Source organism: Stenotrophomonas sp. 93052_Sma, from assembly GCF_056481145.1.
This window is the reverse complement of the sequence record NZ_CM151134.1, coordinates 3171751-3194996: the sequence shown is the minus strand read 5'-3', so window position 1 is coordinate 3194996 and position 23246 is coordinate 3171751. Positions and strand designations below refer to the sequence as shown.

The window sequence follows — 23246 nt, the reverse complement described above, 5'->3', positions numbered from 1 at the left end:
CAACCGCAGCAGCATGGGGTGAAGACTCAATGACTGGGAGATCCGCGGCCATCACCGAAGGCGTCCACCAGCTGCTGGCGTTCGGCTGCGGTCAGTGCCTCAAGCCGCGTCGCCAGTACTTCGTCCAGGCTGGCGGTGCGGGTGGTACCCAGGATGCCACTGGCCACGCCGGGATGGCCCAGGGCGTAGGCAAACGCGGTCTGGGCCGGGCGCTGGCTGCGGATGGCGGCGAGTGCCTTCCGCATATTGCGTGCGCTGCGCATCAGTTGACGGCTGCTCGGCTTGAGCCAGGCCCTGGCCAGGTACCAGGCATCCGCCGGTCGTGGCAGGTGCGGGCGTGGTGGCAGCAGATGGCCCTGCGCCAGCACGGTGCCGGCCAGCACGCCGATGCCCACCGCATGCAACTGGTCGATGAGGGGTTCACGGTCCTGCTGCAGGGCGTTGTAATCGAGCAGCACCACGTCGAACAGCGTCGGATGGTCGATCATCCAGCGCAGGGTCGATGCCGTGTGCGTATTGATGCCGGTGTGCCGGATCAGCCCGCGTTCGCGCAGGCGTTGCAGTGCGGCCAGCAGGTCATCGTTGATGTCGTGCTGGCTGGCACCGTGCAGCTGGTAGATATCCAGGTAATCCAGGCCGAGGTTGCGCAGCGAGGCCTCGCAGCTGGCAGTGATGGCTGCCGGCGAGAAATTGCGTTGCTCGGCGCCGCTGACGCCGGCCTGGCCGGTCAGTGTGCCGCCCTTGCTGGAAATCACCAGCGCCTCGCGCGGGTATCGCTTCAGCAACGGGCGCAGGATGCGGCCCAGCCGCGGCTCGGCGTGGAAACCGGAATAGTTGTGGCCGGTGTCCAACAGGTTCACGCCCTGTGCCAGTGCATGCTCGACCACGTGCGCGGCCGACTGTTCCGGGAAGCGGCGATGCCCCCAGAAGCCGGAGCAGCCAAGGCCCACCGGCGAAACCGCCAGGCCGGTGCGGCCCAGCGTGCGGCGTTGCTGTGCCAACGGCATCAGAATTCCAGGTCCAGCGCCGCGCACAGGTAGTCGACGAACGGGCCGAGCGCGGCCAGGTCCTTGCCCAGCGTGGACAGCAGGCGTGGGCCGGTCATGGTGGCGTCGTCCAGCGAGCGCCACATCACCCAGTTGCGGTGCTTGAGGTCGTCGATGAATTCGAAGTCGGCCGGGAAGCCGCGCGGCGGACGCACCAGCTTCTCGCTCTCTTCGAAGTCGAAGCGCTTGCGCAGGGCCGGTGCATGCGCTGCGGCCTTCCAGCTGCCCGGGTTGTCGAGGATGAAGTGGCGCACGCGGCGCTGGGTCTCCGGTTCCGGATGCCACAGGCCGGCACCGACGAAGCTCTCACCCGGCTGCAGGTGCACGTAGAACGAGGGCGCGGCCACCTCGCGGCGGCGCTCATGGAACAGGCGTGCACCCTGCCAGGTCTTGTACGGGGATTTGTCGTTGGAGAAGCGCGCGTCGCGATGGATGCGGAACAGCGAGCCGCCGACGCCGCGGGTATCGGCGCGGAAGTGGTCGCTGACCTCGGCCAGCGCCGGCTGCAGGTCACCCAGCAGGCGCAGGAATGGCTGCCGCACGTGGTCTTCATACTGCTGGCGGTGGTCGTTGAACCACGCCTTGTCGTTATGCCGCGCCAGGCTGCGCAGGAACTTGAAGCTGGCGTCCGAGAAATAGGTACTCACAAGGTCTCCTGCAGGTGCTGGCCCCAGTCGCGCAGCGATTGCAGCAGGGCCTGGCGCCGGGCGTCGTCGGGCGCTTCGGCGGCCAGGGCATCGAGCTGCTGCTGGTACTGGGGCATGTTGAGTTCGCCCAGCCCGCCGTCTCCCAGCAGGCGCTGGCGGCGGTACTCCTGCCAGCGCTGGCGTTCGGACGGTGCGAGGCTGTCGGGGTGGTTGCGCGCGCGGTAGCGGAACAGCAGTTCCGGCAGGCGCGGGTCGCGGAAGCGGCCTTCCAGCGCGGCCAGCTGCTCCGGCGCGCTGGTGCGTGCCAGCGCAAGCAGCGGCTTGTCACCATTGCCGAGGAAGCCGTCGTACAGCGAGGCATCGACGTCGGCCACGGTGGCGGCGCGAGTCTGGTTGTAGACCTGTCGCGCCTTCTCGGCCAGCTGTGGGGCGAACGCGCGCAGGCGTTCCACCTTGGCCTCGATCGCGGCCACGTCCAGGCCGAGGCGCGCGTGGTCATCGGCGCGCAGGTGGTTCCAGGCGATCAGCGCCGGCACCTTGTTCAGGTGCACTTCCTTCAGCGGCACCCGCGCCACACCTTCGGGCAGCTCGCTGGCGCGCATGTACAGGCGCTGTGCGATCACCTCGGCCGGCAGTTCCAGCAGGTCGTCGATCCCGCCTTCCAGGTCGAACACGATCACCCGGTTGTTGATGGTCGGGTGCACGGCCAGCGGCAGCACCGGTGCCGCGCACAGGCGGCTGGCCGGGTAGCGCATGGAAATGTGCAGCACCGGCTTCATCGCGGCCACGTCCAGCAGGCCGCCGACGAAGCGTTTGTCACGCAGCTTCAGCGCGTAGTCCCACAGGCGTGGCTGCGACTGCTTGAACAGGCGTGCCATGCCGATGGTGGCGCGTACGTCGGACAGCGCTTCGTGCGCATCGCCTTCGCGCACGTTGTTGGCCTCGGCCAGGTGCTCGAGCTTGAACGAGGTGGCGCCATCCTCGCGCAGCGGCCACTGGATGCCGTCCGGGCGCATCGCGCGCATCAGCCGCAGCATGTCCAGCAGGTCCCAGCGCGAATTGCCGTTGCGCCACTCGCGTTCGTACGGGTCGTGGAAGTTGCGGAACAGGCCGTAGCGGACGAACTCATCGTCGAAGCGCAGCGTGTTGTAGCCCAGCGCACAGGTGCCGGGGCGCGACAGCTGCTCGTTGATGCGATCGAAGGCCTCGGCCTCGCTGATGCCCTCGGCCAGTGCCTGCTGCGGGGTGATGCCGGTGACCAGCGTGGCCATCGGCGAGGGCAGCAGGTCATCGGCCGGGCGCACGAAGAAGCTGACCGGCGTGTCGATTTCGTTGAGATCGGCGTCGGTACGGATCGCGGCGTACTGCGAGATGCGCGTGCGCCGCGGGTCCTGGCCGAAGGTTTCCAGGTCGTAGAACAGGAAGCTGTCAGCCATCAGTGCGCCCCCTCCAGGACCGGTAGCTGGGCGTGGATCTGTGCTTCCAGTGCGGTCCAGTCGATGTTGTCCAGTGAATCGTGACCGGCGGTGGCGGCCACCAGCATGTCGCGCTGCAGTTCGGTGCGGCGCAGCGCCTCGGCATAGGGCGTGTGCAGGAAGGTGACCATCGTGTAGTGCGGTACGAAACGGGTCGGCCAGCGCCGCTGCAGTTCCTGCTCCAGTTCGCGCTGCAGCAGGAACGCGGGATCGGCCACGCGGTCGCGCATCTCCAGGTAGTTCTCCAGCGCCATCTGCTGGATTGCGCGCGCATTTGGCTTGCGCTCGGCTTCGAACGCGGCGAACGCGCCTTCCAGATCATCGGCCTCCATCAGGTGACGGGCCAGCGCAACGCAGTCCTCGAACGCGCAGTTCATACCCTGGCCATGGAACGGCACCATCGCATGCGCGGCATCGCCGATCAGCACGGCGCGGCCCTGCTGGTGCCAGCGTTCCAGAGTGAGCGTGCCAAGCAGGCCCGGCGGATGCTGCTCCCAGTCCGCGCGCAGGTTCGGGATCAACGGCAGGGTGTCGGCGAACTCGCGCGCGAACAGCGCCTCGGCCTGTGTGCCGGTGTTGACGGTGGCGAAGCTGGGATCGCCCTGGTTGGGCAGGAACAGCGTGACGGTGAAGGTGCCTTCATGGTTGGGCAGGGCGATGCACATGTAGTGGCCACGCGGCCAGATGTGCAGTGCATTGCGCTCGATGCGGAAGCTGCCATCGGCAGCCGGCGGGATCTCCAGCTCCTTGTAGGAGTGGTCGAGGAAGGCGATGTCCTCACCCAGCGGCGCGCCGGTTCATCGCCGCACGCAGTGCCGAACCGGCACCGTCGGCACCGATCAGGGTGTCGAAACGGATGTCGTGCGGGCTGTCGTCACGGTCATCGATGAAGCGTGCGTAACCCGCATCGAAATCGACGGTGTGCAGGCGGCGATGGAAGTGCACGGTGGCGCCGGCCTGTTCGGCCAGCTCCAGCAGCGTGGTGTTCAGGTCGCTGCGGTGGATCGACCAGATCACTTCGCTGTCGTCGCGGCCATAGCGCTGCAGCTGCGGTTCGCCCTCGCGCGGGTGCACCATGCGCCCGCGCATCATCACCGCGCGCGCCATCACCTCGTCTTCCACGCCCGCCTGACGCAGTGCGTTGCGCCCACGCTCGGCCAACGCCAGGTTGATCGAGCGGCCGCTCTCGTAGTCGGCCACGCGTGGATCGCCGCGGCGTTCGTACAAGGTGATGCGCCAGCCCTGGCGTGACAGCAGGATGGCCAGCAGGGACCCGGCAAGGCCGGCACCGATAATGCTCAACGAGCGGGAAGCGTGTGCGATCAACGAACTGTCCAGCAGTAGGGGAGGGGCCGGCTTAGAGGCCGGCCCAGGCTTCCACTTCCTCGACGAAGTGGTGCACGTCCAGGTAGCGGTTGTAGAGCGGCGTGGGCGAGATGCGGATCACGTCGGGTTCGCGCCAGTCGCCGAGCACGCCGATGCCGCGCAGATGCTCGAACAGCGCACGGCCGCGCTCGCGGCCACCGATCACGCGCAGCGACAACTGGCAGCCACGGCGCTGCGGCTCGGCCGGGGTGATGATGTCCAGCACGCCGGACAGGCGCGCACGGACCAGTGCTTCGAGCATGCCGGTCAGTGCCAGCGACTTGCTGCGCAGCGCCTCCATGCCGGCGCGCTCGAACAGGTCCAGCGAGGCGCGCAGCGGCGCCAGGCCGAGGATTGGCGGATTGCTCAGCTGCCAGCCTTCGGCACCGATGGCCGGCGTGAACTGCGGTGCCATCTGGAAGCGGGTGGATTCCTCATGGCCCCACCAGCCGGCAAAGCGCGGTAGGCTGGTGTCGCGGTGATGGCGCTCGTGGACGAAGGCGCCGGCAACCGCGCCCGGGCCGCTGTTGAGGTACTTGTAGTGGCACCACACGGCGAAATCAGGGGCCACGTCATGCAGGCGCAGCGGCAGGTTGCCGACCGAGTGTGCCAGGTCGAAGCCGATACGCGCGCCCTGCAGGCGTGCGGCGCGGGTGATCGCATCGAGGTCGAAGGCCTGGCCGGTGCGGTACTGCACGCCGGGCCACAGCACCAGCGCCAGGCGTGAACCGTGCTCGGCGATGGCATGCTCGATCGCGGTCAGTGAAATCGTGCCGTTGGCCTCGTCCGGCTGCACTTCCACCAGGCACTCGGCCGGGTCGAAACCATGGAAGCGGATCTGTGCTTCCACCGCGTGGCGATCGGTCGGGAATGCGCCGGCTTCCATCAGGATCACCGGGCGCTCGGCCGTGGGCCGGTAGAAGCTGACCATCATCAGGTGCAGGTTCACGCTCAGCGTGTTCATTGCAACTACCTCGCTGGGCAGCGCACCGACCACGCGGGCCAGCTGCGCGCTCACCAGGCGGTGGTAGGACAGCCACTGCGTCGGGCCGGTGAAGTGGCCTTCCACCGCCAGCTCGCCCCACTGCTTCATCACTTCCTGCACGGCCGCCTGCGCGCCACGCGGCTGCAGGCCCAGCGAGTTGCCGACGAAGTAGGTCTGCTCGCCGCCGCCATGGCGCGGAATCAGGAATTCATTGCGCAGCGGGCGCAGCGGATCGGCGGCGTCCAGGGCAATGGCGTGGGTGCGGCTGAGCAGGTCGGACATGGTCGGGCAACAGGCTGCAACGGGATCGCCAGTGTAGCGCCTGGGGCATGGCCCGGTAGCTGCCAACCCAACGCCAGCGCCGCATGACCCGGTAGACGCCAACCTTGGTTGGCGCACGTACAAGCAAGCGCCCACCAAGGTGGGCAACTACCAGAGCGGGGGCGAGCATGCGCCCACCGAGGTGGGGAACTACCGTTCGATGGCTCAGCCTGCCGCTGGCGCCGGCAGCGGGTCCACGTGCCCGCACTCGCTGCAGGTACGCAGTTCCAGGCTGGCGTGATAGCGCGCAAACACCTTGGGCAGGTCGGTTTCGATGTTCTGCAGCGGGAAATACTCTTCGTGCAGCTTGTGGTTGCAGCGCTCGCAGTGCCAGATCACGCCGTCCATCTCGTGCGGCAGGCGCTTGCGCTCGACCACCAGACCGATACCACCGGGCGGGCGCCGCGGCGAGTGCGGAACCTTTGCCGGCAGCAGGAAGATCTCGCCGGCGCGGATCGGAATGTCGCGCACCGCGCCGTCTTCCTGCACCTTCAGCACCATCTCGCCTTCGAGCTGGTAGAACCACTCCGGGCCTTCGTCGTAGTGGAAGTCGGTACGCGAGTTCGGCCCGCCCACCACCATCACGATGAAGTCGCCGTTGTCGATCATCTTGTTGCCCACCGGCGGCTTCAGCAGGTGGCGGTTTTCTTCGATCCAGGCGTGCAGGTTGATCGGCGAAGCGAGCATGGTGGTCATCCGTAAGGGATCAGTCGCGCTTGCCCTTGCGCGGGACGTAGGACAGGGCCTTTTCATAGGCGGGCTGCAGCTCTTCCTGCGAACCGACGTCGATGCCCATCTCGCGCACGCGTCCGTCCTTCAGGCTGTAGACCCAGCCGTGCACCATCAGCTTCTGGCCGCGGGCCCAGGCGTCCTGCACGATGGTCGAGCGGCACAAGTTGGCCACCTGCTCGATCACGTTCAGTTCGCACAGGCGTGCGTGCTTGAGCTCGTCGGTCTCGATCGCATCGAGGATGCCGGTGTGCTTCTGCATCACGTCGCCAACGTGGCGCAGCCAGTTGTCGGCCAGGCCGACGCGGGTGTTGTGCAGGCAGGCATGCACGCCGCCGCAGCCGTAGTGGCCGACGATCAGGATGTGCTTCACCTTCAGCTGGTCCACCGCGTACTGCACCACGCTCAGGCAGTTCAGGTCGGTGTGCGCGACCACGTTGGCGACGTTGCGGTGCACGAACACTTCGCCCGGGGCCATGCCGATGATCTGGTTGGCCGGCACGCGCGAATCGGAACAGCCGATCCACAGGTATTCGGGGTGCTGCTGCTTGGCGAGCTGGTGGAAGAACTCGGGGTCTTCCTTCTCGATCCGGTCGGCCCAGTCGCGGTTGTTCTGCAGCAGTTTGTGGATGTCTTTCATGTATGGGTCCCTGGCGTCGGGTGGGGGCTCGCCGCAGCCGTCCGGCTGCGTCGTCGCGGGAATCTGGGGCGTTCAGTCGCTGCGGGCGGCCTGTTCGCGGTGCCAGCGCATCCACTGCGCCAACTCGGTGGAAGCGGGGGTGCCCAACTGTTCCAGTTCGGCGATCACCGCGCGCTGGTTCGCATCGGGATGGTTCTGGCTCAGCTTGAGCTTCAGCTGCACCTGTTCGACCTGCAAGCGGAAGCCGACGATGGCGCGCAGCTCCGGGCCATGTTCGGCACGCGTGGGATCGAAATGCCAGGCCTGTCCGACATTGGCTTCGAAGCGGTCGCTGATCGCGCCGACCAGTTCGGCCAGCGCTTCGGTATCGTCGAAGGTCTGCAGCTGGCCACGCAGCTCGGCGGCGGCGTAGTTCCAGGTGGGTACCCGCGCAGCGGGCTCCTTGTCCGGATACCAGCTGGCCGAGACGTAGCCATGCGGACCATCGATCAGTACCTTGGCCGCGCCGCGGTGGCGCGACTGCGGGTTGGCGCGCCCAGTGGCCGCGCAGTTCGATCTGGTCGCCGTCACGCCGGTACAGCACCGGCATCCGGGTCAGCTCCGGCAGGCCATCGCTGCCGGGCGTAAGCACGGTAACGAACGGGTCGCGCGCCAGCAGGCGGTCCAGCCAGAGCAGGTCGGTCTCGGCGAAGGCGCGCGGGGTGAACATGCAGGGTCAGGCGCGCCCGCCCAGCGACTGGATCATGCGGCCGCGCAGGCCCTCATCGCTGTCGGCCTGCGGCGGCTGCACTTCGTGCAGGCTGAAGCCGCGCACCAGCGCGTCTTCCTCGTCCAGGCCGTCGTACTCGACGAATTCGGCGTCGAACAGCTGCGAACGCGCGGTGTCTTCGCTGTCATAGCTCAGCGTGTTGCCATCGCTGTCGAGCACTTCGGCGGTGCCGGCCGGGCGCACGCGCAGGCGCGCCCAGATCAGGGTGTTGCCGAGGCTGGCCAGCCACCAGCTGTCGCGCGAGGCGGTGATGTCATTCATGGATGTGTTACCAGAGCGAGGCCAGCCAGAGCAGGGCGGCCATGCCCAGTCCGGCCAGCAGGGTCAGCAGCGATACCCAGGCCGGCGTCGCCAGCCCGGACAGCGAGCGGTCCGGCTGCTGGCGATAGTCACGGCGCAGCAGCCAGGCCAGGGCATCGGGCTTGAGGAAGGCACCGCTGCCGAAGCGCTCGGCGAGCGCCGGATGGCGATCGCGTACGTGCACCAGGGTCAGCGGCCAGAAGATCACGAAGGCACTGAACCCGGCCACTGCAACGCCGACGAAACAGAGGGCGAAGAACAGGGTCATGGGAGCGGTACCTCCGTGGTCGTGTGGGGCTTAGAAGTCCGCGCTGCCCGGGGCGCGCGGGTAGGGGATCGCATCGCGGATGTTGGACAGCCCGCAGACGTACACCACCAGGCGTTCGAAGCCCAGGCCGAAGCCGGCGTGCGGCACCGAACCATAGCGGCGGAAATCGCGATACCAGCTGTAGTGCTCACGATCCAGGCCGAACTGGGCCATGCGCGCGTCCAGCACGTCCAGGCGCTCTTCGCGCTGGCTGCCGCCGATGATCTCGCCGATGCCCGGGGCCAGCACGTCCATCGCGGCAACGGTCTTGCCGTCGTCGTTCAGGCGCATGTAGAAGGCCTTGATGTGCTCCGGATAGTTGGTTACCACCACCGGGCGGCCGACGTGTTCTTCGGTCAGCCAGCGCTCGTGCTCGGTCTGCAGGTCCAGGCCCCATTCGACCGGGAAGTCGAACTTCTTGCCGGACTTCTGCAGCAGGCTGACCGCATCGGTGTAGTCGATGCGCTCGAACGGCGCATTGATGAAGTCTTCCAGCTTGGTGATCGCGTTCTTGTCCACGCGCTCGGCGATGAAGGCCAGGTCGTCGCCGCGCTCGTTCAGCACCGCGCGGAACAGGTACTTCAGGAACTCTTCGGCCAGGCGCGCATCTTCGGCCAGGTCGGCGAAGGCGATTTCCGGCTCGATCATCCAGAACTCCGCCAGGTGGCGGGTGGTGTGGCTGTTCTCGGCGCGGAAGGTCGGTCCGAAGGTGTAGACCTTGCTCAGCGCCAGGCAGTAGGCCTCGACGTTCAGCTGGCCGGACACGGTCAGGAAGGTTTCCTTGCCGAAGAAGTCGCGGCTGAAATCGATCGCGCCCTTCTCGTCACGCGGCAGGTTCACCATGTCCAGGGTGGACACACGGAACATCTGGCCGGCGCCTTCGGCGTCGGAGGTGGTGATGATCGGGGTGCTGATCCAGTTGAAGCCGTTCTCGTGGAAGAAGCGGTGCACCGCCTGGGCCAGGCAGTTGCGGATGCGGGTGACCGCGCCGAACAGGTTGGTGCGCGGGCGCAGGTGCGCCACTTCGCGCAGGAACTCCGGCGACATCGGCTTGGGCTGGATCGGGTAGGTCAGCGGGTCTTCGACCCAGCCGACCACGTCCAGCGCGCTGGCCTGGATCTCGAACGACTGGCCCTTGCCCTGCGACTTCACCAGCGTGCCGGTGGCGATGACCGAGCAGCCGCTGGTCAGGCGCTTGATCTCGTCGAAGTTGGCCAGGTTGTCATTGGCCACTACCTGGATCGGGGCGAAGCAGGAGCCGTCGCTCACATTCACGAAGGCCAGATTCGCTGAACCGCGCACCGTGCGCACCCATCCGCGTACCGTGACTTCGCCGCCTTCCGGGATCTTCCCGGCAAGCGCATGTTCAACGCTGACCACCGTCATGACTTGAATCCTCTGCTGATCGACTCGATCTGTGAACACGGGAGTTTACCGGTTGCAGCGTTCTGCTTGCGAGGCATTTTTCGTGGCAACGGCTCCTTATAATGTCCCCGTACCTCTGGAGTAGCCCCATGGCCGTCAGCCTGACCCCCATTGCCTTCGAGCGCGTGCAGCGCTTTGTCGCCCAGACCCCCGGCGCGCTGGGCCTGCGTTTCGGCGTGACCAAGACCGGTTGCTCGGGCTGGGGTCACATCACCGACCTGGCCCGCGACGAGCGCGAGGGCGACACCGTGTTCGTCCAGGACGGCGTGAAGATCTACGTCGACGCCAAGAGCCTGGCGCTGGTGGACGGCACCGTGATCGACTTCGGCAAGCACGGCCTGAGCGAAACGTTCACGTTCAGCAACCCGAACGCCACCGCCGAGTGTGGCTGCGGCGAGAGCTTCACCACCGACGCCGACAAGGCCTGAGGGCTGGTTCTGGCGTCCGCCGGGCATGGCCGGGCGCTGGTAGATGCCGACCTTGGTCGGCAGGGAAGGGATCCACGGATGGAACGACCGCTTTTCATTTATCACCCCAACGCCTACGCCCTCTCCTTCGAAGAGGTCGACGGGGTCTGCGACTGCTGCGGTCAGCCGCGCACACTGCGCTACCGGGGGCCGTTCTACTCCGTTCTGGGCCCCGATTACCTGTGCCCCTGGTGTATCGCCAATGGCAGGGCAGCGGCCAGTTACGAGGGTGAATTCACCGGCTGGAGCGATATCGAAGGGGTATCCCCGGATCCGGCCGGTCCGCCGCCGACCATCGCCCGTGAGCTGCTGCTGGAGATCTGCGAGCGCACCCCGGGCTACTCGTCCTGGCAGCAGTCGGTCTGGCTCAGCCATTGTGAGCGGCCCTGCGCCTTCCTCGGTTACGCCGGCAGAGACGATCTGCTGCCCATCCTCGACCAGGTCCGGCCCGATGTGGTCGAGGTCAATCCGCGCGACGCCGACTGGGTGCTTGAACACCTGAGCCGGGACGGGGAGATGATTGGCTGCCTGTTCCAGTGCCTGGAATGCGGCCAGCACCGCCTTCATGTGGATCTGGGGTAGCCCGGTTCAGGTTGCCCTGTGGCCCGCCGGTTGCCCGGCCACCCCATCTGCGCCATAATGCGCGGCTTCCTGCCTTCCTGGCGGGAATCCTTGCCCCACCGCGGTATCAACGGCGGGGGGCTGTCCGGCCGCAAGGCCACATCCGAAAGGTAGAAAAAAACATGAGTCGTCATTACGAAATCGTGTTCATGGTCCACCCGGACCAGAGCGAGCAGGTCCCGGCCATGATCGAGCGCTACAAGTCGCTGGTCGAGAACGGCAATGGCACCATCCACCGTCTGGAAGACTGGGGCCGCCGCCAGCTGGCGTACCCGATCCAGAACCTGGTGAAGGCCCACTACGTGCTGATGAACATCGAAGCCGACCAGGCCGTTCTGAACGAACTGACCGAGAGCTTCCGCTTCAACGACGCCGTGCTGCGCAACCTGGTCATCAAGCGTGACGAGGCTGACACCGAGCAGTCGCTGATCATGAAGAGCAAGGACGAGAAGGGTGACAAGCCGGAGCGCGGTGAGCGCCGTCGTCGTGACGACGAAGAAGGCGAGTCCAACAACACCGCTGACAACGAAGCCGGCGACGACGCCGCTTCCGCCGCCTAAGGAGCCTTCCCATGTCCAAGTTCTTCCGTCGCCGCAAGTTCTGCAAGTTCACTGCTGAAGGTGTGAAGGAGATCGACTACAAGGATCTCAACACCCTGCGCCAGTACCTGACCGAGAACGGCAAGATCGTGCCGAGCCGCGTCACCGGTACCAAGTCGAAGTACCAGCGCCAGCTGGCGACCGCCGTCAAGCGCGCTCGCTTCCTGGCCCTGATCCCGTACACCGACAACCACGACGTCTGATGCCAGCGGGGCGGCCCGGCGCCGCCCCCGCTGTGCCAGCTATTCGGACAGCCTTTGTTGCGGGGCATCGCCTCGCTAACGAATAACTTATCTGGAGCAATACCATGCAGCTGATCCTCCTGCAGAAAGTCACCAACCTCGGCAACCTGGGCGACCTGGTCGACGTGAAGCCGGGCTACGGCCGTAACTTCCTCGTGCCGCAGGGCAAGGCCGTGCCGGCCACCGAGAGCAACAAGGCCGAGTTCGAAGCCAAGCGCGCCGAATACGAAGCCAAGGCCCAGGCCATCCACGCCGACGCTGAAGGCCGCAAGGCCAAGCTGGAAGGCGCGAGCGTGACCATCGCCGCCAACGCTTCGACCGAAGGCAAGCTGTACGGCTCGGTTGGCCCGCGCGACATCGCCGAGGCCTTCACCGCCGCCGGCCTGCCGCTGGAAAAGAGCGAAGTCATCCTGGGCGAAGGCGCCTTCCGCAACATCGGCGAATACGACGTGCTGGTCCACCTGCACGCCGACGTCGAGACCACCGTCAAGGTCGTCGTCGTCGCCGAAGCCTGATCCCACGCCGCAAGGCCTGGAATCACCGCAGAACGGGCGCCCGCAAGGGTGCCCGTTTTGTTTTATGGCTCCGGTTCGGGGTGTCGAGCGACGTCCGGCCGACGAGGCAGGGCTGGACAATGTTTCACGCCCATTCGTAGAACACGGCCACATCGGTATACTCAGGGCGTCACACCCGTTCCACGGGCATCGATCCCAACAGGATCAATGGCTTGGAGGGTAAACGCAGGCCGCTTGCCGGCCCCAGTCCGGAACCCCTATGCGTCTTTCCACGATCAAGCTGTCCGGCTTCAAGTCGTTCGTCGATCCGACCACCCTGCACCTGCCGACCAACATGACCGGCGTGGTGGGGCCCAATGGCTGCGGCAAGTCGAACATCATCGACGCCGTGCGCTGGGTCATGGGCGAGAGTTCGGCCAGCCGCCTGCGTGGCGACTCGCTGACCGACGTGATCTTCTCCGGATCCAATGCCCGCAAGCCGGTGTCGCAGGCCACGGTCGAGCTGATCTTCGACAACTCCGACCACACGATTTCCGGCGAGTACGCCTCGTTCAACGAGATCTCGGTCAAGCGCACGGTCAGCCGCGACGGCACCAGCAACTATTACCTCAACGGCACCAAGTGCCGTCGCCGCGACATCACCGACCTGTTCCTCGGCACCGGCCTGGGCCCGCGCAGTTACTCGATCATCGAGCAGGGCATGATCAGCCAGATCATCGAGGCGCGCCCGGAAGACCTGCGCGTGTACCTGGAAGAGGCGGCCGGCATCTCCAAGTACAAGGAGCGCCGCAAGGAGACCGAGACCCGCATCCGCCACACCCGCGAGAACCTGGACCGGCTGGGCGACCTGCGCGACGAGATCAGCAAGCAGCTCGAACACCTCAAGCGCCAGGCCAGGCAGGCTGAGCAGTACCAGGCCCTGCAGGAAGAGCGCCGGGTCAAGGATGCCGAGTGGAAGGCCCTGGAATTCCGCGGGTTGGACGGTCGCCTGTCCAAGCTGCGCGAAGGGCTGTCGCAGGAAGAGACCAAACTGCAGCAGCTGATCGCCGACCAGCGTGACGCCGAGGCCCGCATCGAGACCTCGCGCGTGCGCCGCGAAGAGGCCGCCGATGCGCTGAACACCGCGCAGGCCGCGGTCTACCAGGTCGGCAGCACGCTGGCGCGCGTGGAACAGCAGATCCAGCACCAGCGCGAACTGTCGCAGCGCCTGCACAAGGCGCGCGACGAGACCCGTCAGGCGTTGGCGGAACTGGGCCAGCACATCAGTGGTGATGAGGCCAAGCTGATGGTGCTGCGCGAAGCGGTGGAGGCCGCCACCCCGCAGTTGGAAGAGCTGCAGGAAGAGAACGAGATCAAGCAGGAAAGCCTGCGCGAGGCCGAAGACCGGCTGGCCAGCTGGCAGCAGCGCTGGGAGCAGCACACCTCGCAGAGTTCGGAAGCATCGCGCGCCGGCGATGTCGAGCGCACGCGCGTGGACTACCTGGACAAGCAGATCCTCGACGCTGATCGGCGTCGTGAAGCGCTGGCCGCCGAACGCGCCGGCCTGGACGTGGACGCGCTGGAAGAAGCCTTCGAGCAGCTGCACCTGCAGCACGACACGCAGAAGACTGCGCTGGATGAATTGAGCGAAGACGTCGAGCTGCGCAAGCAGGGCGTGGCGGCCGTGCAGGAACAGCAGCGCAATGGCCAGAACGAACTGGCCGAACTGCGCAAGCAGGCCAACGGCCTGCGCGGTCGCCTGGCCTCGCTGGAAACCCTGCAGCAGGCCGCGCTGGGCCAGGAGCAGGGCGCTGCCGTGGCGTGGCTGAAGGCACGTGGGCTGGATTCGGCAGCGCGTGTCGGCGAACGCCTGGACGTGGATGCCGGCTGGGAAAACGCGGTGGAAAGCGCGCTCGGCCAATTGATCGAAGGCGTGCTGGTCGATGACCCGGGCAGCCTGGTTGATGCCCTCGGCGAACTCGGCGATGGCCACATTGCGCTGGTTGCCAGCGCGGGTGCCGACGTCAAGGCTGCACCGACTTCGCTGGCGGCACGCGTGCGCGGCCCGGCGGCGATCCGTCGCCTGCTTGCGCACCTGCATGCTGCCAAGGACCTGTCCGAGGCGAAGGCCCTGCAGGCCAGCCTTCCGGAAGGCGATTCGATCATCACCCAGAGTGGCGAGCGCCTGGGCCAGGGCTGGCTGCGCGTGTCGCGCTCTGGTGCGGCCCAGCAGGGTGCGCTGCTGCGCGAACGTGAGATCAACGAGCTGCGCGAGCAGATCGAGCAACTGCAGGATCGCGAAGCCGAGCTGGAAGAACAGCTGAGTGGTTTCCGTGAGCAGTTGCAGGCGGCTGAACAGCAGCGCGAAGACGCGCAGCGTGCGCTGTACCAGGCCCATCGTGCGGTCTCTGAACTGGCTGGCCAATTGCAGGGACAGCAGGGCAAGGTGGAGGCGGCGCGAACGCGCATCGACCGCATCGAAGGTGAACTGAAGCAGCTGCAGGAAACGTTGGAAGCCAACAACGAGCAGGCGCGTGAAGCGCGCTCGCGGTTGGAAAACGCGGTCAGCAGCATGGGTGACCTGGAATCGACCCGGCAGCGGCTGGAGGGTGAGCGTCGCCAGCTGACCGAGGCCCGCGACCTGGCCAGAGACGCCGCGCGAGCGGTGCGCGAGCGCTCGCACTCGCTGGCCCTGACCCTGGAATCACAGCGGGCGCAGCTGGCCTCGTTGAGCCAGGCGTTGGAACGCATGGGCACCCAGCGCGGGCAGTTGGATTCGCGCCTGGGCGAACTGCATTCGCAGTTGGATGAGGGCGATTCGCCGGTCGAGTCGCTGCAGGCCGAGCACCAGAACGCACTGGAAGAGCGTGTGCGGGCCGATCGCGTGCTGACCGAGGCGCGCACGCTGCTGGACGGCATCGACGCCGAGCTGCGCAATTACGAACAGACCCGCCACCAGCGTGACGAACAGGCGCTGGCCCAGCGCGAGCGAATCTCGCAACGCAAGCTGGACCAGCAGGCGCTGGTGCTCAGCGCGGACACCCTGCAGGGCGCGGTGGAGAAGGCCGGCTTCGTGCTGCAGGACGTGCTCAACGCACTGCCCGAGGACGCCCGCCTGGGCGACTGGGAGCAGGCCGTGCACCAGATCGATGGCCGCATGCGCCGGCTGGAGCCGGTCAACCTGGCCGCCATCCACGAGTACGGCGAGGCTTCGCAGCGCTCGGATTACCTGGATTCGCAGCACACCGACCTGACCACCGCGCTGGAAACCCTTGAGGATGCCATCCGCAAGATCGACCGCGAGACCCGCGGTCGTTTCAAGGACACCTTCGATCGTGTCAACGCTGGCGTGCAGGCGCTGTACCCGCGCCTGTTCGGTGGCGGCCACGCCTACCTGGAACTGACCGGTGAAGACCTGCTCGACACCGGTGTGACCATCATGGCGCGTCCGCCGGGCAAGCGCGTGTCCAGCATCTCGCTGCTGTCCGGCGGCGAGAAGGCGATGACCGCGGTGGCGCTGGTGTTCGCCATCTTCCAGCTGAACCCCGCGCCGTTCTGCCTGCTGGATGAGGTGGACGCGCCGCTGGACGAAGCCAACGTCGGCCGCCTGGCCAACATGGTCAAGGAAATGAGCGAAAAGGTGCAGTTCCTGTTCGTCAGCCACAACAAAGCGACGATGGAGGCCGCGCACCAGCTGTCGGGCGTGACCATGCGCGAGCCGGGCGTCAGCCGCCTGGTCAGCGTGGACCTGGAAGAAGCCGCGCGATTGGCGGGCGCGGCCTGACGTGCCATCCTAGTTACCTGAATGAACTAGCCGGAGAACCTATCGAATGTCCGACACGGCACTGTTGCGCATCGGCATCCTGGCCGCCGGCCTGCTGTTGATCGCCGCGATCTTCCTGTTTGGCCGTCCGAAAAAGAAGCCCCAGGGGCGTCGCGTGGAAGGCGCGGAACCGACCAGCGGCGAGCGCCGCGAGCCGGTACTGGGCGAAGACGGCGTCGCCGTGGCCGATGGCCGCGTCGAACCGGGCATGGGCACGGAAGGCGAGCAGGCCGAACTTGGTCTGGGCGAAACCGACCCGGGCGCCAGTGATCTCGGCAAGCGCGCCACCCAGGATTTCGACAAGATTGTCTCGCTGTTCGTGGCTGCCCGGGCCGGCGAGCAGCTGCGTGGTGAGGACATCGTGGTGGCGGCCGAGAAGACCGGCCTGGTGTTCGGCCACATGAACGTGTTTCACCGCCTGGTGGAAGGCCACCCCGAGCGCGGCCCGATCTTCTCGATGGCCAGCATCATGAAGCCAGGCAGCTTCGACATGGCCAACATCCGCGCCATGGAGACCCCGGCCATCGCCTTCTTCCTGACCCTGCCGGCACCGCTGACCGCGCTGGACGCCTGGGAGAAGATGCTGCCGACCGTGCAGCGCATGGCCGAACTGCTTGACGGCGTGGTGCTGGATGACAGCCGCAATGCCCTGGGCCGCCAGCGCATCGCGCACATCCGTGACGAGCTGCGCGCCTATGACCGCCAGCACCAGGCGCCGCCGCTGACCAAGACCCCGCGCTGGTAAGCGCCATGGTGTGCCGACCAACGGTCGGCACCCACCCCGACCAACGGTTGGCACCCACAACAGTAGGTCCACGCCATGCGTGGATGGGGCGAACCAAGGTTCGCCCCCACCAACAGGGTCAGGCCGGTACGCCGGCCACCTTGGCGAACGCGCGGCGGAACGCGGCCATCTCGTCCTCGGTGCCGACGGTTACGCGCACGCGCTGTGGCCAGATCGGCCAGCTGCGTCCGATCACCACGCGGTTGTCCGCCATCGCCTTGGCGAACGCGCTGCCATCGCGTTGCACGTCGACCACGAAGCAGTTCGCTTCCGACGGCACGCAGCTGAAACCACGCTTGCCCAGCCATGCGATGGTAGCCTGGCGCACCTTGGCATTCTGCAGGCGGCGCTGTGGAATCAACTGCGGATCGCGCAGGCTGGCCAGTGCCGCCGCCAGCGCCGGCACCGGCAGCGGGTTGTCGCCGAGGCTGGCCAGTTCGCGCAGGCGGTCGGGATGTGCGGCCGCCACGCCCAGGCGCAGGCCGGCCATGCCATATAGCTTGGAGAACGTGCGCAACACGATCAGGTCATCGCGCTGCGCCACCTGCGCGATCAGGCTCGGCTGTTCGCTGTACTGCAGATACGCCTCGTCCAACAGCACGCGGGTGGAAGCGGGTTTGTGGGCCAGCAGCCAGGCGAGCTCATCCTGCGGGCTGATCGAACCGGTCGGGTTGTTGGGGTTGCACACATACAGCAGCCCGGTCGGGCGTGCGTGTGCGGCGGCGACCATCGCACGCAGGTCGTGTGCACCGTCCTCGCGCAGCGGCACTTTCTGCACGTGTGCACCGTGTGCGGCGGCGACCTCGCCGAGCGTCTCGAAGGTCGGGTCGGCCACCACCAGCCCCGCCTGCGGGCCGGTCCACAGCGTGGCGGCACGGTTCAGCGGTTCACTGGAACCGGGGTAGAGGCGTACATGGTCGGCCGGAATGCCGGCCTGCTCGATGAAGGCGTCGCGCACCCTGCCCGCCAGCTCGAAGCGGTAACGGCCACAGCTTGCGATGCTGTCGCGCGCTGCCTGTTGGGCTGCGGGCGAGGGACCATATGGGCATTCGTTGAAGTTCAGCAGTACTGCGCCTTCGGCAGGGGCGGGGGCCGCGGCTGTCGCGGGCTGGGCATGGCCGAGCCGCGGCAGCCCGCTGCCGGCGACGGCGAGGCCGGCACCGGCCAGTTGCAGGAAGCGTCGACGGGAGGCAGGCAGGGTCACGGGCAGTATTCCGAAGGGCGAACGTCGCACGCTAGCGCCGGTGGAGGTGGGCGGCAAGCCCGCCTTCTGTGGAGTCGAACATGGCTCGACGCTATGAACGCAGCGGCGTTACAGGGCCTGACGGCCGGGCGCGGTAGAATCCCCGGCCATCCCAGAACCACCGGATCCCGATGAGCCCCAGCCCCGCCGAACGCGCCGAAGACCTTCGCCGGCAGATCGCCCAGGCCAACCGCGCCTACCATGAGCTGGACGCGCCGGAGATCCCCGACGTCGACTACGACCGGATGGTGCGCGAGCTGGAAGCGCTGGAGCGCGAGCATCCGGAGCTGGCCCGTGCCGACAGCCCGACCCAGCAGGTCGGTGCGCGCCCGTCCGGCCGCTTCCCGGAAGTGCGCCACGCGGTGCCGATGCTGTCGCTGTCCAATGCCTTCAGCGACGAGGAAGTGGCGGATTTCGTACGCCGCATCGACGAGCGCCTGGGCCGTCGCAGCCTGCGGTTCTCGGCCGAGCCGAAGATGGACGGCCTGGCGATCAGCCTGCGCTATGAGGACGGTCATTTCGTGCTCGGCGCGACCCGTGGCGATGGCAGTACCGGCGAGGACGTGACCGCCAACCTGCGCGAGATCGGTGACATTCCCAAGCGCCTGCACGGCAAGGACTGGCCGGATGTGCTGGAAGTACGCGGCGAGGTCTACATGGCCCGCGCCGACTTCGAGGCCTACAACGAGCGTGCGCGCCAGCAGGGCGGCAAGGTGCTGGCCAATCCGCGCAACGCGGCGGCCGGTTCGCTGCGCCAGCTCGATCCGAAGATCAGTGCGCAGCGCCGGCTGAGTTTCTTCGCCTACGGCACCGGCGAAGTGCAGGGCGGCGAGCTGCCGGACACCCATTCGGGCACGCTGGCCCAGCTCGGTGCCTGGGGCTTCCCGGTCAGCGAGTTGTGCAAGGTGGTGGAAGGCACCGACGGCCTGCTCGGCTACTACCGCGATATCGGTGAGCGCCGCGATGGCCTGCCGTTCGATATCGATGGCGTGGTCTACAAGCTGGATGACCGCGCCGGCCAGCAGGCCATGGGCTTCGTTTCGCGTGCGCCGCGCTGGGCCATCGCGCACAAGTTCCCCGCGCAGGAACAGAGCACTACGGTAGAGGCGATCGAGATCCAGATCGGCCGCACCGGTGCTGCCACACCGGTCGCGCGGCTGGCACCGGTGGCGGTGGCCGGCGTGATCGTGTCCAACGCCACGTTGCACAACGCCGACCAGATCGCACGCCTGGATGTGCGCGTGGGTGACAGCGTGATCGTGCGCCGCGCCGGTGATGTGATTCCGGAAGTGGTCAGCGTCATCCTTGATCGCCGCCCGCCGGGCACCACGCCGTGGCAGATGCCGACGCGCTGCCCGGTGTGCGGCTCGGAAATCGTGCGCGAGGAAGGTGCTGCCGCATGGCGCTGCTCGGGCGAATTGTCCTGCCCGGCGCAGCGCAAGGAAGCCATCGCCCATTTCGCCTCGCGTCGCGCGATGGATATCGATGGCCTGGGTGACAAGTACATCGAAACCCTGGTCGACGCCGGCATCGTCAGAAGCGTGGCCGATCTGTACCGGCTCAACCGTGACCAGCTGCTGCATCTGAAGCTGGTGCTGGATGCCGAGGATCCGTCGGCACTGGCGGCCGCGCTGAAGCTGCATCTGCCGGCCGAAGGCAGCGGCGCGGTGCTCAATGCGGTGCTCAAGCTGGATGGCAACGATCCGGGCTGGCGCGCACAGGCGCTGGCACAGCCGGCCAGCTTCGAATGGAACACGAAGAAGATCGCCACCAAGTGGGCCGACAACCTGATTGCGGCAATCGACGCCAGCCGCGCGGCCACGCTGGAGCGCCTGCTGTTCGCGCTTGGCATCGAGCACGTGGGTGAGAGCACGGCCAAGGCGCTGGCGCAGTGGTTTGGTGACCTGGAGCTGATCCGCCACCTGCCGTGGCCGTTGTTCAAGCGTGTGCCGGACATCGGCGGCGAAGTGGCGCGTTCGCTGGGCCACTTCTTCGAGCAGCAGGGCAACCAGCAGGCCATCGATGACCTGCTGCAGGTCGGTCAGGTGCGCATCAGCGATGTGCATGCGCCCAGTGCCAAGCTGCGCGAAGGGCTGGATCTGGCGCAGCTGCTGGTCGAATCGGAAATCCCGGGCATCACCCGCCTGCGCGCCGAAAAACTGGTCGCTGCGCTTTCCGGCGCGCAAGCAGTGCTCGACGCCGAGCATGGCCAGTTCGTCAACGCCGGCCTGCCCGATGACACTGCACGCGGCCTGGCTGCGTGGCTCGATGCAGATGGCCATGGCGCGATGCTGCTGGCGGCCGAGAAGGCGATGCAGCAGATCCTGGCCAAGGCGCCGGCGCTGGCCGAGATCGTGGCCGGCCCGCTGGATGGGCAGACCGTGGTGCTGACCGGCACCCTGGCCCAGCTCACCCGCGATGCCGCCAAGGAACGCCTGGAAGCGCTGGGTGCCAAGGTCTCCGGCAGCGTGTCGAAGAAGACCAGCTTCGTGGTGGCCGGTACCGAGGCCGGCTCCAAGCTGGACAAGGCGCAGTCGCTGGGCGTGCCGGTATGGGACGAAGACCGCCTGCTGGCCTACCTCGCCGAACACGAATGATGACCCCGCCGGGTGCCTGGCGCCCGGCATGAAACACAAAGGAACACCGATGCAGACCGCTCCGCTGGATTTCCGCCTGGCCACCCGTGCCGACGAAGAACTGTTGATCGCGTTGATGCGCGAGTTCTATGCCGAAGACAAGATCGACTTCGACGACGCGCGCGTGCGTCGCGGCGTGGACGCGCTGCTGGCCGATCCGCGCAATGGCGAGGTGCTGCTGTGGCTGGACGAGGCCGCCGAGGTGGTGGGCTACGCAGTGATCGCGATGGGTTTCAGCCTGGAGCAGGGCGGCCACTTCATGCTGCTGGACGAGCTGTACCTGAGCCACCGCGCGCGGCCGCGGCCGCGGCAAGCAGGCGCTGGCCATCTGCGAACAGCGCGCTCGCGGGCGTGGCGTCAGCCGCCTGCGGCTGGAAGTGAACCACCACAACGAACTGGCCCGGCGCCTGTACCTGGCCAGTGGCTACATCGATGACACCCGCGATCTGCTGACCCTGCCGCTGGATCATCCGCGCCCGGAGGGCATCCTGTGAGCGTGGCCCTGCTGCGCGCTGCAGCAGCGTGCCGCGCTCAATGCGCTGGTGCGCCGCTTCTTCGCCGATCGCGATGTGCTGGAGGTGGAGACGCCGATCCTGTCGGTGGCCGGCAACACCGAGCCGAACATCGACAGCTTCCATACCGATTTCACCGGCCATGTCGATGCCGGTGGCCGCCGCCGCTGGCTGCGTACCTCGCCGGAGTATCCGCTCAAGCGCCTGCTGGCGGCGGGCGTGGGTGACTGTTACGAACTGGGCCGGGTGTTCCGCAACGGCGAGGCGGGCGGCCGCCACAATCCGGAATTCACCATGCTGGAGTGGTACCGGGTCGGTTGGGACCACCATCGTCTGGTGCAGGAAACCGCCGAGCTGGTCGGCCAGGCGCTGGCCCTGGTCGGGCGCAGTGCGACGCTGCGTGTGCTCAGTTACCGCGAGCTGTTCCAGCAGTACGTGGGTTTGGATCCGTTCGATGCCGATGAGGCCGCGTTGCGTGCCGCGCTGGGCGAGGTACATATCGACCCGGTCGGGCTGACCCGCGATGACTGGCTGGATCTGCTGATGACCCATCATATCCAGCCGCATTTCGATGACGCGGTGATGACCGTGGTCCACGATTGGCCTGCCAGCCAGGCCGCACTGGCGCGCATTCGAGCCGGCACGCCGCCGCTGGCCGAGCGTTTCGAGCTTTATCTGGGGGCCGTGGAACTGGCCAACGGCTATCACGAACTGAACGACGCGCACGAACAGCGTGCGCGATTCCAGCGTGACCTGCAGCGACGCCATGAGCGGGGCCAGGTGCAACCGTTCGTGGATGAGGCGCTGCTGTCGGCGTTGCCGTCGATGCCTGCCTGCGCTGGCGTGGCGGTGGGTGTCGATCGGTTGTTGATGGCGATGAGCCGCACGCCGCGTATCGCCGATGTGCTGGCCTACGACTTCGCCCACGCGTGAGCGCGGTGCGCACGTTCCTGAACATCGAAGGCTGAACGGAATTCCGCGTTTCCGCGCTTGCTTCGGTAAGCAGGATGATGCTCTTATCACGGCAGATGCCGGACACTGGCACGCAGTTCATCCATTCCTGCTGGGGAAGGCTTTGGTCAAGTGGTTTGCGGTTGTCGCTGCACCGGTGTACTCCATCGCGCTCTGGGGTGCCTGGCTGCCGTCATCGGCGTCGGCCCAGCAGGCGGGCTATGACGGCGAAGTGGTGACCTGCGAATCGCGCGACATGGGCTGGGTGCATTGCGATATCGACGTCAGCAATGGCATCGACCTTGTGCGCCAGTTGTCCAGCAACAGTTGCATCCGTGGCAGCGAGTGGGGCACCGACCGCAGTGGCGTGTGGGTCACCCTTGGCTGCCGCGCAGAGTTCCGTGCGCGTCGTGCGGAAGGTGCAGCGCCTGCGGCAACGGAAGGCAAGCGCCTGGTCCGCCGTGTGGTGCGCTGCGAATCCAATGGCCGCCCGCAGAGTTGCCCGGTGCGCCTGGACGGGGCGCCGGTGCGCCTGCTGCGCCAGCTGTCGGTGCTGCCGTGCCGCGAAGGGCAGGGCTGGGGCTACAAGCGCAATGAAGTCTGGACCAGCCGTGGTTGCCAGGGCGATTTCGAAGTGGCTGACGAGGACGGCCGTTTTGTCGACGTGCCACGCCGCCTGACCTGCGAGTCGAAGTCGAAGAAGCGCCGCTTCTGTGGGGCGAGCATTTCGGTCGGCGCGGTCGTTACCGAGCAGTTGTCCAGCACCCCGTGCGAGGAAGGCAACACCTGGGGCTGGAACCGCAACGGGATCTGGGTGGACGGCGGCTGCCGCGCCGAATTCTCGGTGAATTGAGCCCGGGCAGGC

20 protein-coding genes and 3 pseudogenes are annotated in these 23246 nt (G+C 67.0%); 11 read left to right on the top strand and 12 right to left on the bottom strand.

The window, feature by feature from the left end; translation table 11 throughout:
- Positions 1-26 precede the first annotated feature (26 nt).
- The 11 genes and pseudogenes from ACZK2V_RS15095 to asnS all read right to left on the bottom strand — a co-directional run bounded on the left by ACZK2V_RS15095 (position 27) and on the right by asnS (position 9970).
- The gene (locus ACZK2V_RS15095; RefSeq protein ID WP_154263989.1) at positions 27-1007 is read right to left on the bottom strand and encodes an aldo/keto reductase; all 981 of its coding nucleotides are present in this window, start codon (positions 1005-1007) and stop codon (positions 27-29) included.
- Complete coding sequence (locus ACZK2V_RS15090; protein WP_032127674.1) at positions 1007-1693, bottom strand: DUF2461 domain-containing protein; 687 nt, start codon at positions 1691-1693, stop codon at positions 1007-1009. Before ACZK2V_RS15090 ends, ACZK2V_RS15095 begins: the two co-directional genes overlap by 1 nt.
- Complete coding sequence (sbcB, locus tag ACZK2V_RS15085) at positions 1690-3129, bottom strand: exodeoxyribonuclease I (protein ID WP_486322556.1); 1440 nt, start codon at positions 3127-3129, stop codon at positions 1690-1692. Before sbcB ends, ACZK2V_RS15090 begins: the two co-directional genes overlap by 4 nt.
- Positions 3129-4494 (bottom strand): annotated as a pseudogene (locus ACZK2V_RS15080) (FAD-dependent oxidoreductase). Before ACZK2V_RS15080 ends, sbcB begins: the two are co-directional and overlap by 1 nt.
- 31 nt (positions 4495-4525) lie before the next feature.
- Entirely contained in the window at positions 4526-5800 is a 1275-nt protein-coding gene (kynU, locus tag ACZK2V_RS15075) for a kynureninase (protein WP_032127677.1), read from the bottom strand.
- A gap of 204 nt (positions 5801-6004) precedes the next feature.
- The gene (locus ACZK2V_RS15070) at positions 6005-6526 is read right to left on the bottom strand and encodes a 3-hydroxyanthranilate 3,4-dioxygenase (protein ID WP_049422134.1); all 522 of its coding nucleotides are present in this window, start codon (positions 6524-6526) and stop codon (positions 6005-6007) included.
- A gap of 19 nt (positions 6527-6545) precedes the next feature.
- Positions 6546-7208, bottom strand: a complete 663-nt coding sequence (gene can / locus ACZK2V_RS15065; RefSeq protein ID WP_014037740.1) for a carbonate dehydratase — start codon at positions 7206-7208, stop codon at positions 6546-6548.
- Between the two features lie 72 nt (positions 7209-7280).
- Positions 7281-7917, bottom strand: a pseudogene (locus tag ACZK2V_RS15060) (FMN-binding negative transcriptional regulator).
- Positions 7918-7923: 6 nt separating this feature from the next.
- Positions 7924-8238, bottom strand: a complete 315-nt coding sequence (locus tag ACZK2V_RS15055; RefSeq protein WP_006453002.1) for a hypothetical protein — start codon at positions 8236-8238, stop codon at positions 7924-7926.
- A gap of 7 nt (positions 8239-8245) precedes the next feature.
- Positions 8246-8545, bottom strand: coding sequence for a hypothetical protein (locus tag ACZK2V_RS15050; protein ID WP_005417403.1), 300 nt, complete (start codon positions 8543-8545; stop codon positions 8246-8248).
- A 30-nt stretch (positions 8546-8575) separates the two neighbouring features.
- Positions 8576-9970 (bottom strand): asparagine--tRNA ligase, encoded by a 1395-nt coding sequence (gene asnS / locus ACZK2V_RS15045; RefSeq protein WP_201116775.1) that lies wholly within the window; start codon positions 9968-9970, stop codon positions 8576-8578.
- A gap of 128 nt (positions 9971-10098) precedes the next feature.
- On the opposite strand from asnS, the gene ACZK2V_RS15040 reads away from it, so the two are divergent.
- The 7 genes from ACZK2V_RS15040 (at position 10099) to zipA (ending at position 17000) form a co-directional block, all read left to right on the top strand.
- On the top strand, positions 10099-10437 hold the full coding sequence (locus tag ACZK2V_RS15040; RefSeq protein ID WP_049422077.1) for a HesB/IscA family protein: 339 nt from the start codon (positions 10099-10101) through the stop codon (positions 10435-10437).
- Between the two features lie 78 nt (positions 10438-10515).
- On the top strand, positions 10516-11058 hold the full coding sequence (locus ACZK2V_RS15035; protein ID WP_201116773.1) for a CbrC family protein: 543 nt from the start codon (positions 10516-10518) through the stop codon (positions 11056-11058).
- 161 nt (positions 11059-11219) lie between these two features.
- Entirely contained in the window at positions 11220-11657 is a 438-nt protein-coding gene (gene rpsF / locus ACZK2V_RS15030; protein WP_005410228.1) for a 30S ribosomal protein S6, read from the top strand.
- An 11-nt stretch (positions 11658-11668) separates the two neighbouring features.
- Positions 11669-11899 (top strand): 30S ribosomal protein S18, encoded by a 231-nt coding sequence (gene rpsR / locus ACZK2V_RS15025; RefSeq protein WP_002804494.1) that lies wholly within the window; start codon positions 11669-11671, stop codon positions 11897-11899.
- 104 nt (positions 11900-12003) lie between these two features.
- Positions 12004-12453, top strand: a complete 450-nt coding sequence (gene rplI / locus ACZK2V_RS15020) for a 50S ribosomal protein L9 (protein WP_005410227.1) — start codon at positions 12004-12006, stop codon at positions 12451-12453.
- A 259-nt stretch (positions 12454-12712) separates the two neighbouring features.
- Positions 12713-16216 (top strand): chromosome segregation protein SMC, encoded by a 3504-nt coding sequence (gene smc, locus ACZK2V_RS15015; protein ID WP_486322555.1) that lies wholly within the window; start codon positions 12713-12715, stop codon positions 16214-16216.
- Between the two features lie 46 nt (positions 16217-16262).
- The gene (gene zipA / locus ACZK2V_RS15010; RefSeq protein WP_006376490.1) at positions 16263-17000 is read left to right on the top strand and encodes a cell division protein ZipA; all 738 of its coding nucleotides are present in this window, start codon (positions 16263-16265) and stop codon (positions 16998-17000) included.
- Positions 17001-17118: 118 nt separating this feature from the next.
- Here zipA and ACZK2V_RS15005 read toward each other — a convergent pair whose 3' ends face one another.
- On the bottom strand, positions 17119-18243 hold the full coding sequence (locus tag ACZK2V_RS15005; RefSeq protein WP_201116764.1) for a pyridoxal phosphate-dependent aminotransferase: 1125 nt from the start codon (positions 18241-18243) through the stop codon (positions 17119-17121).
- A 164-nt stretch (positions 18244-18407) separates the two neighbouring features.
- On the opposite strand from ACZK2V_RS15005, the gene ligA reads away from it, so the two are divergent.
- The 4 genes and pseudogenes from ligA to ACZK2V_RS14985 all read left to right on the top strand — a co-directional run bounded on the left by ligA (position 18408) and on the right by ACZK2V_RS14985 (position 23234).
- Entirely contained in the window at positions 18408-20879 is a 2472-nt protein-coding gene (gene ligA / locus ACZK2V_RS15000; RefSeq protein ID WP_201119375.1) for an NAD-dependent DNA ligase LigA, read from the top strand.
- A 49-nt stretch (positions 20880-20928) separates the two neighbouring features.
- Positions 20929-21412 (top strand): annotated as a pseudogene (locus tag ACZK2V_RS14995) (N-acetyltransferase family protein).
- Positions 21413-21430: 18 nt separating this feature from the next.
- Positions 21431-22363 carry an EF-P lysine aminoacylase EpmA gene (gene epmA / locus ACZK2V_RS14990; RefSeq protein ID WP_486323333.1) on the top strand — a complete coding sequence of 311 codons (933 nt, stop codon included), beginning with the start codon at positions 21431-21433 and terminating at the stop codon, positions 22361-22363.
- A gap of 142 nt (positions 22364-22505) precedes the next feature.
- Positions 22506-23234 carry a DUF3011 domain-containing protein gene (locus ACZK2V_RS14985; protein ID WP_032127686.1) on the top strand — a complete coding sequence of 243 codons (729 nt, stop codon included), beginning with the start codon at positions 22506-22508 and terminating at the stop codon, positions 23232-23234.
- Positions 23235-23246: the final 12 nt, after the last annotated feature.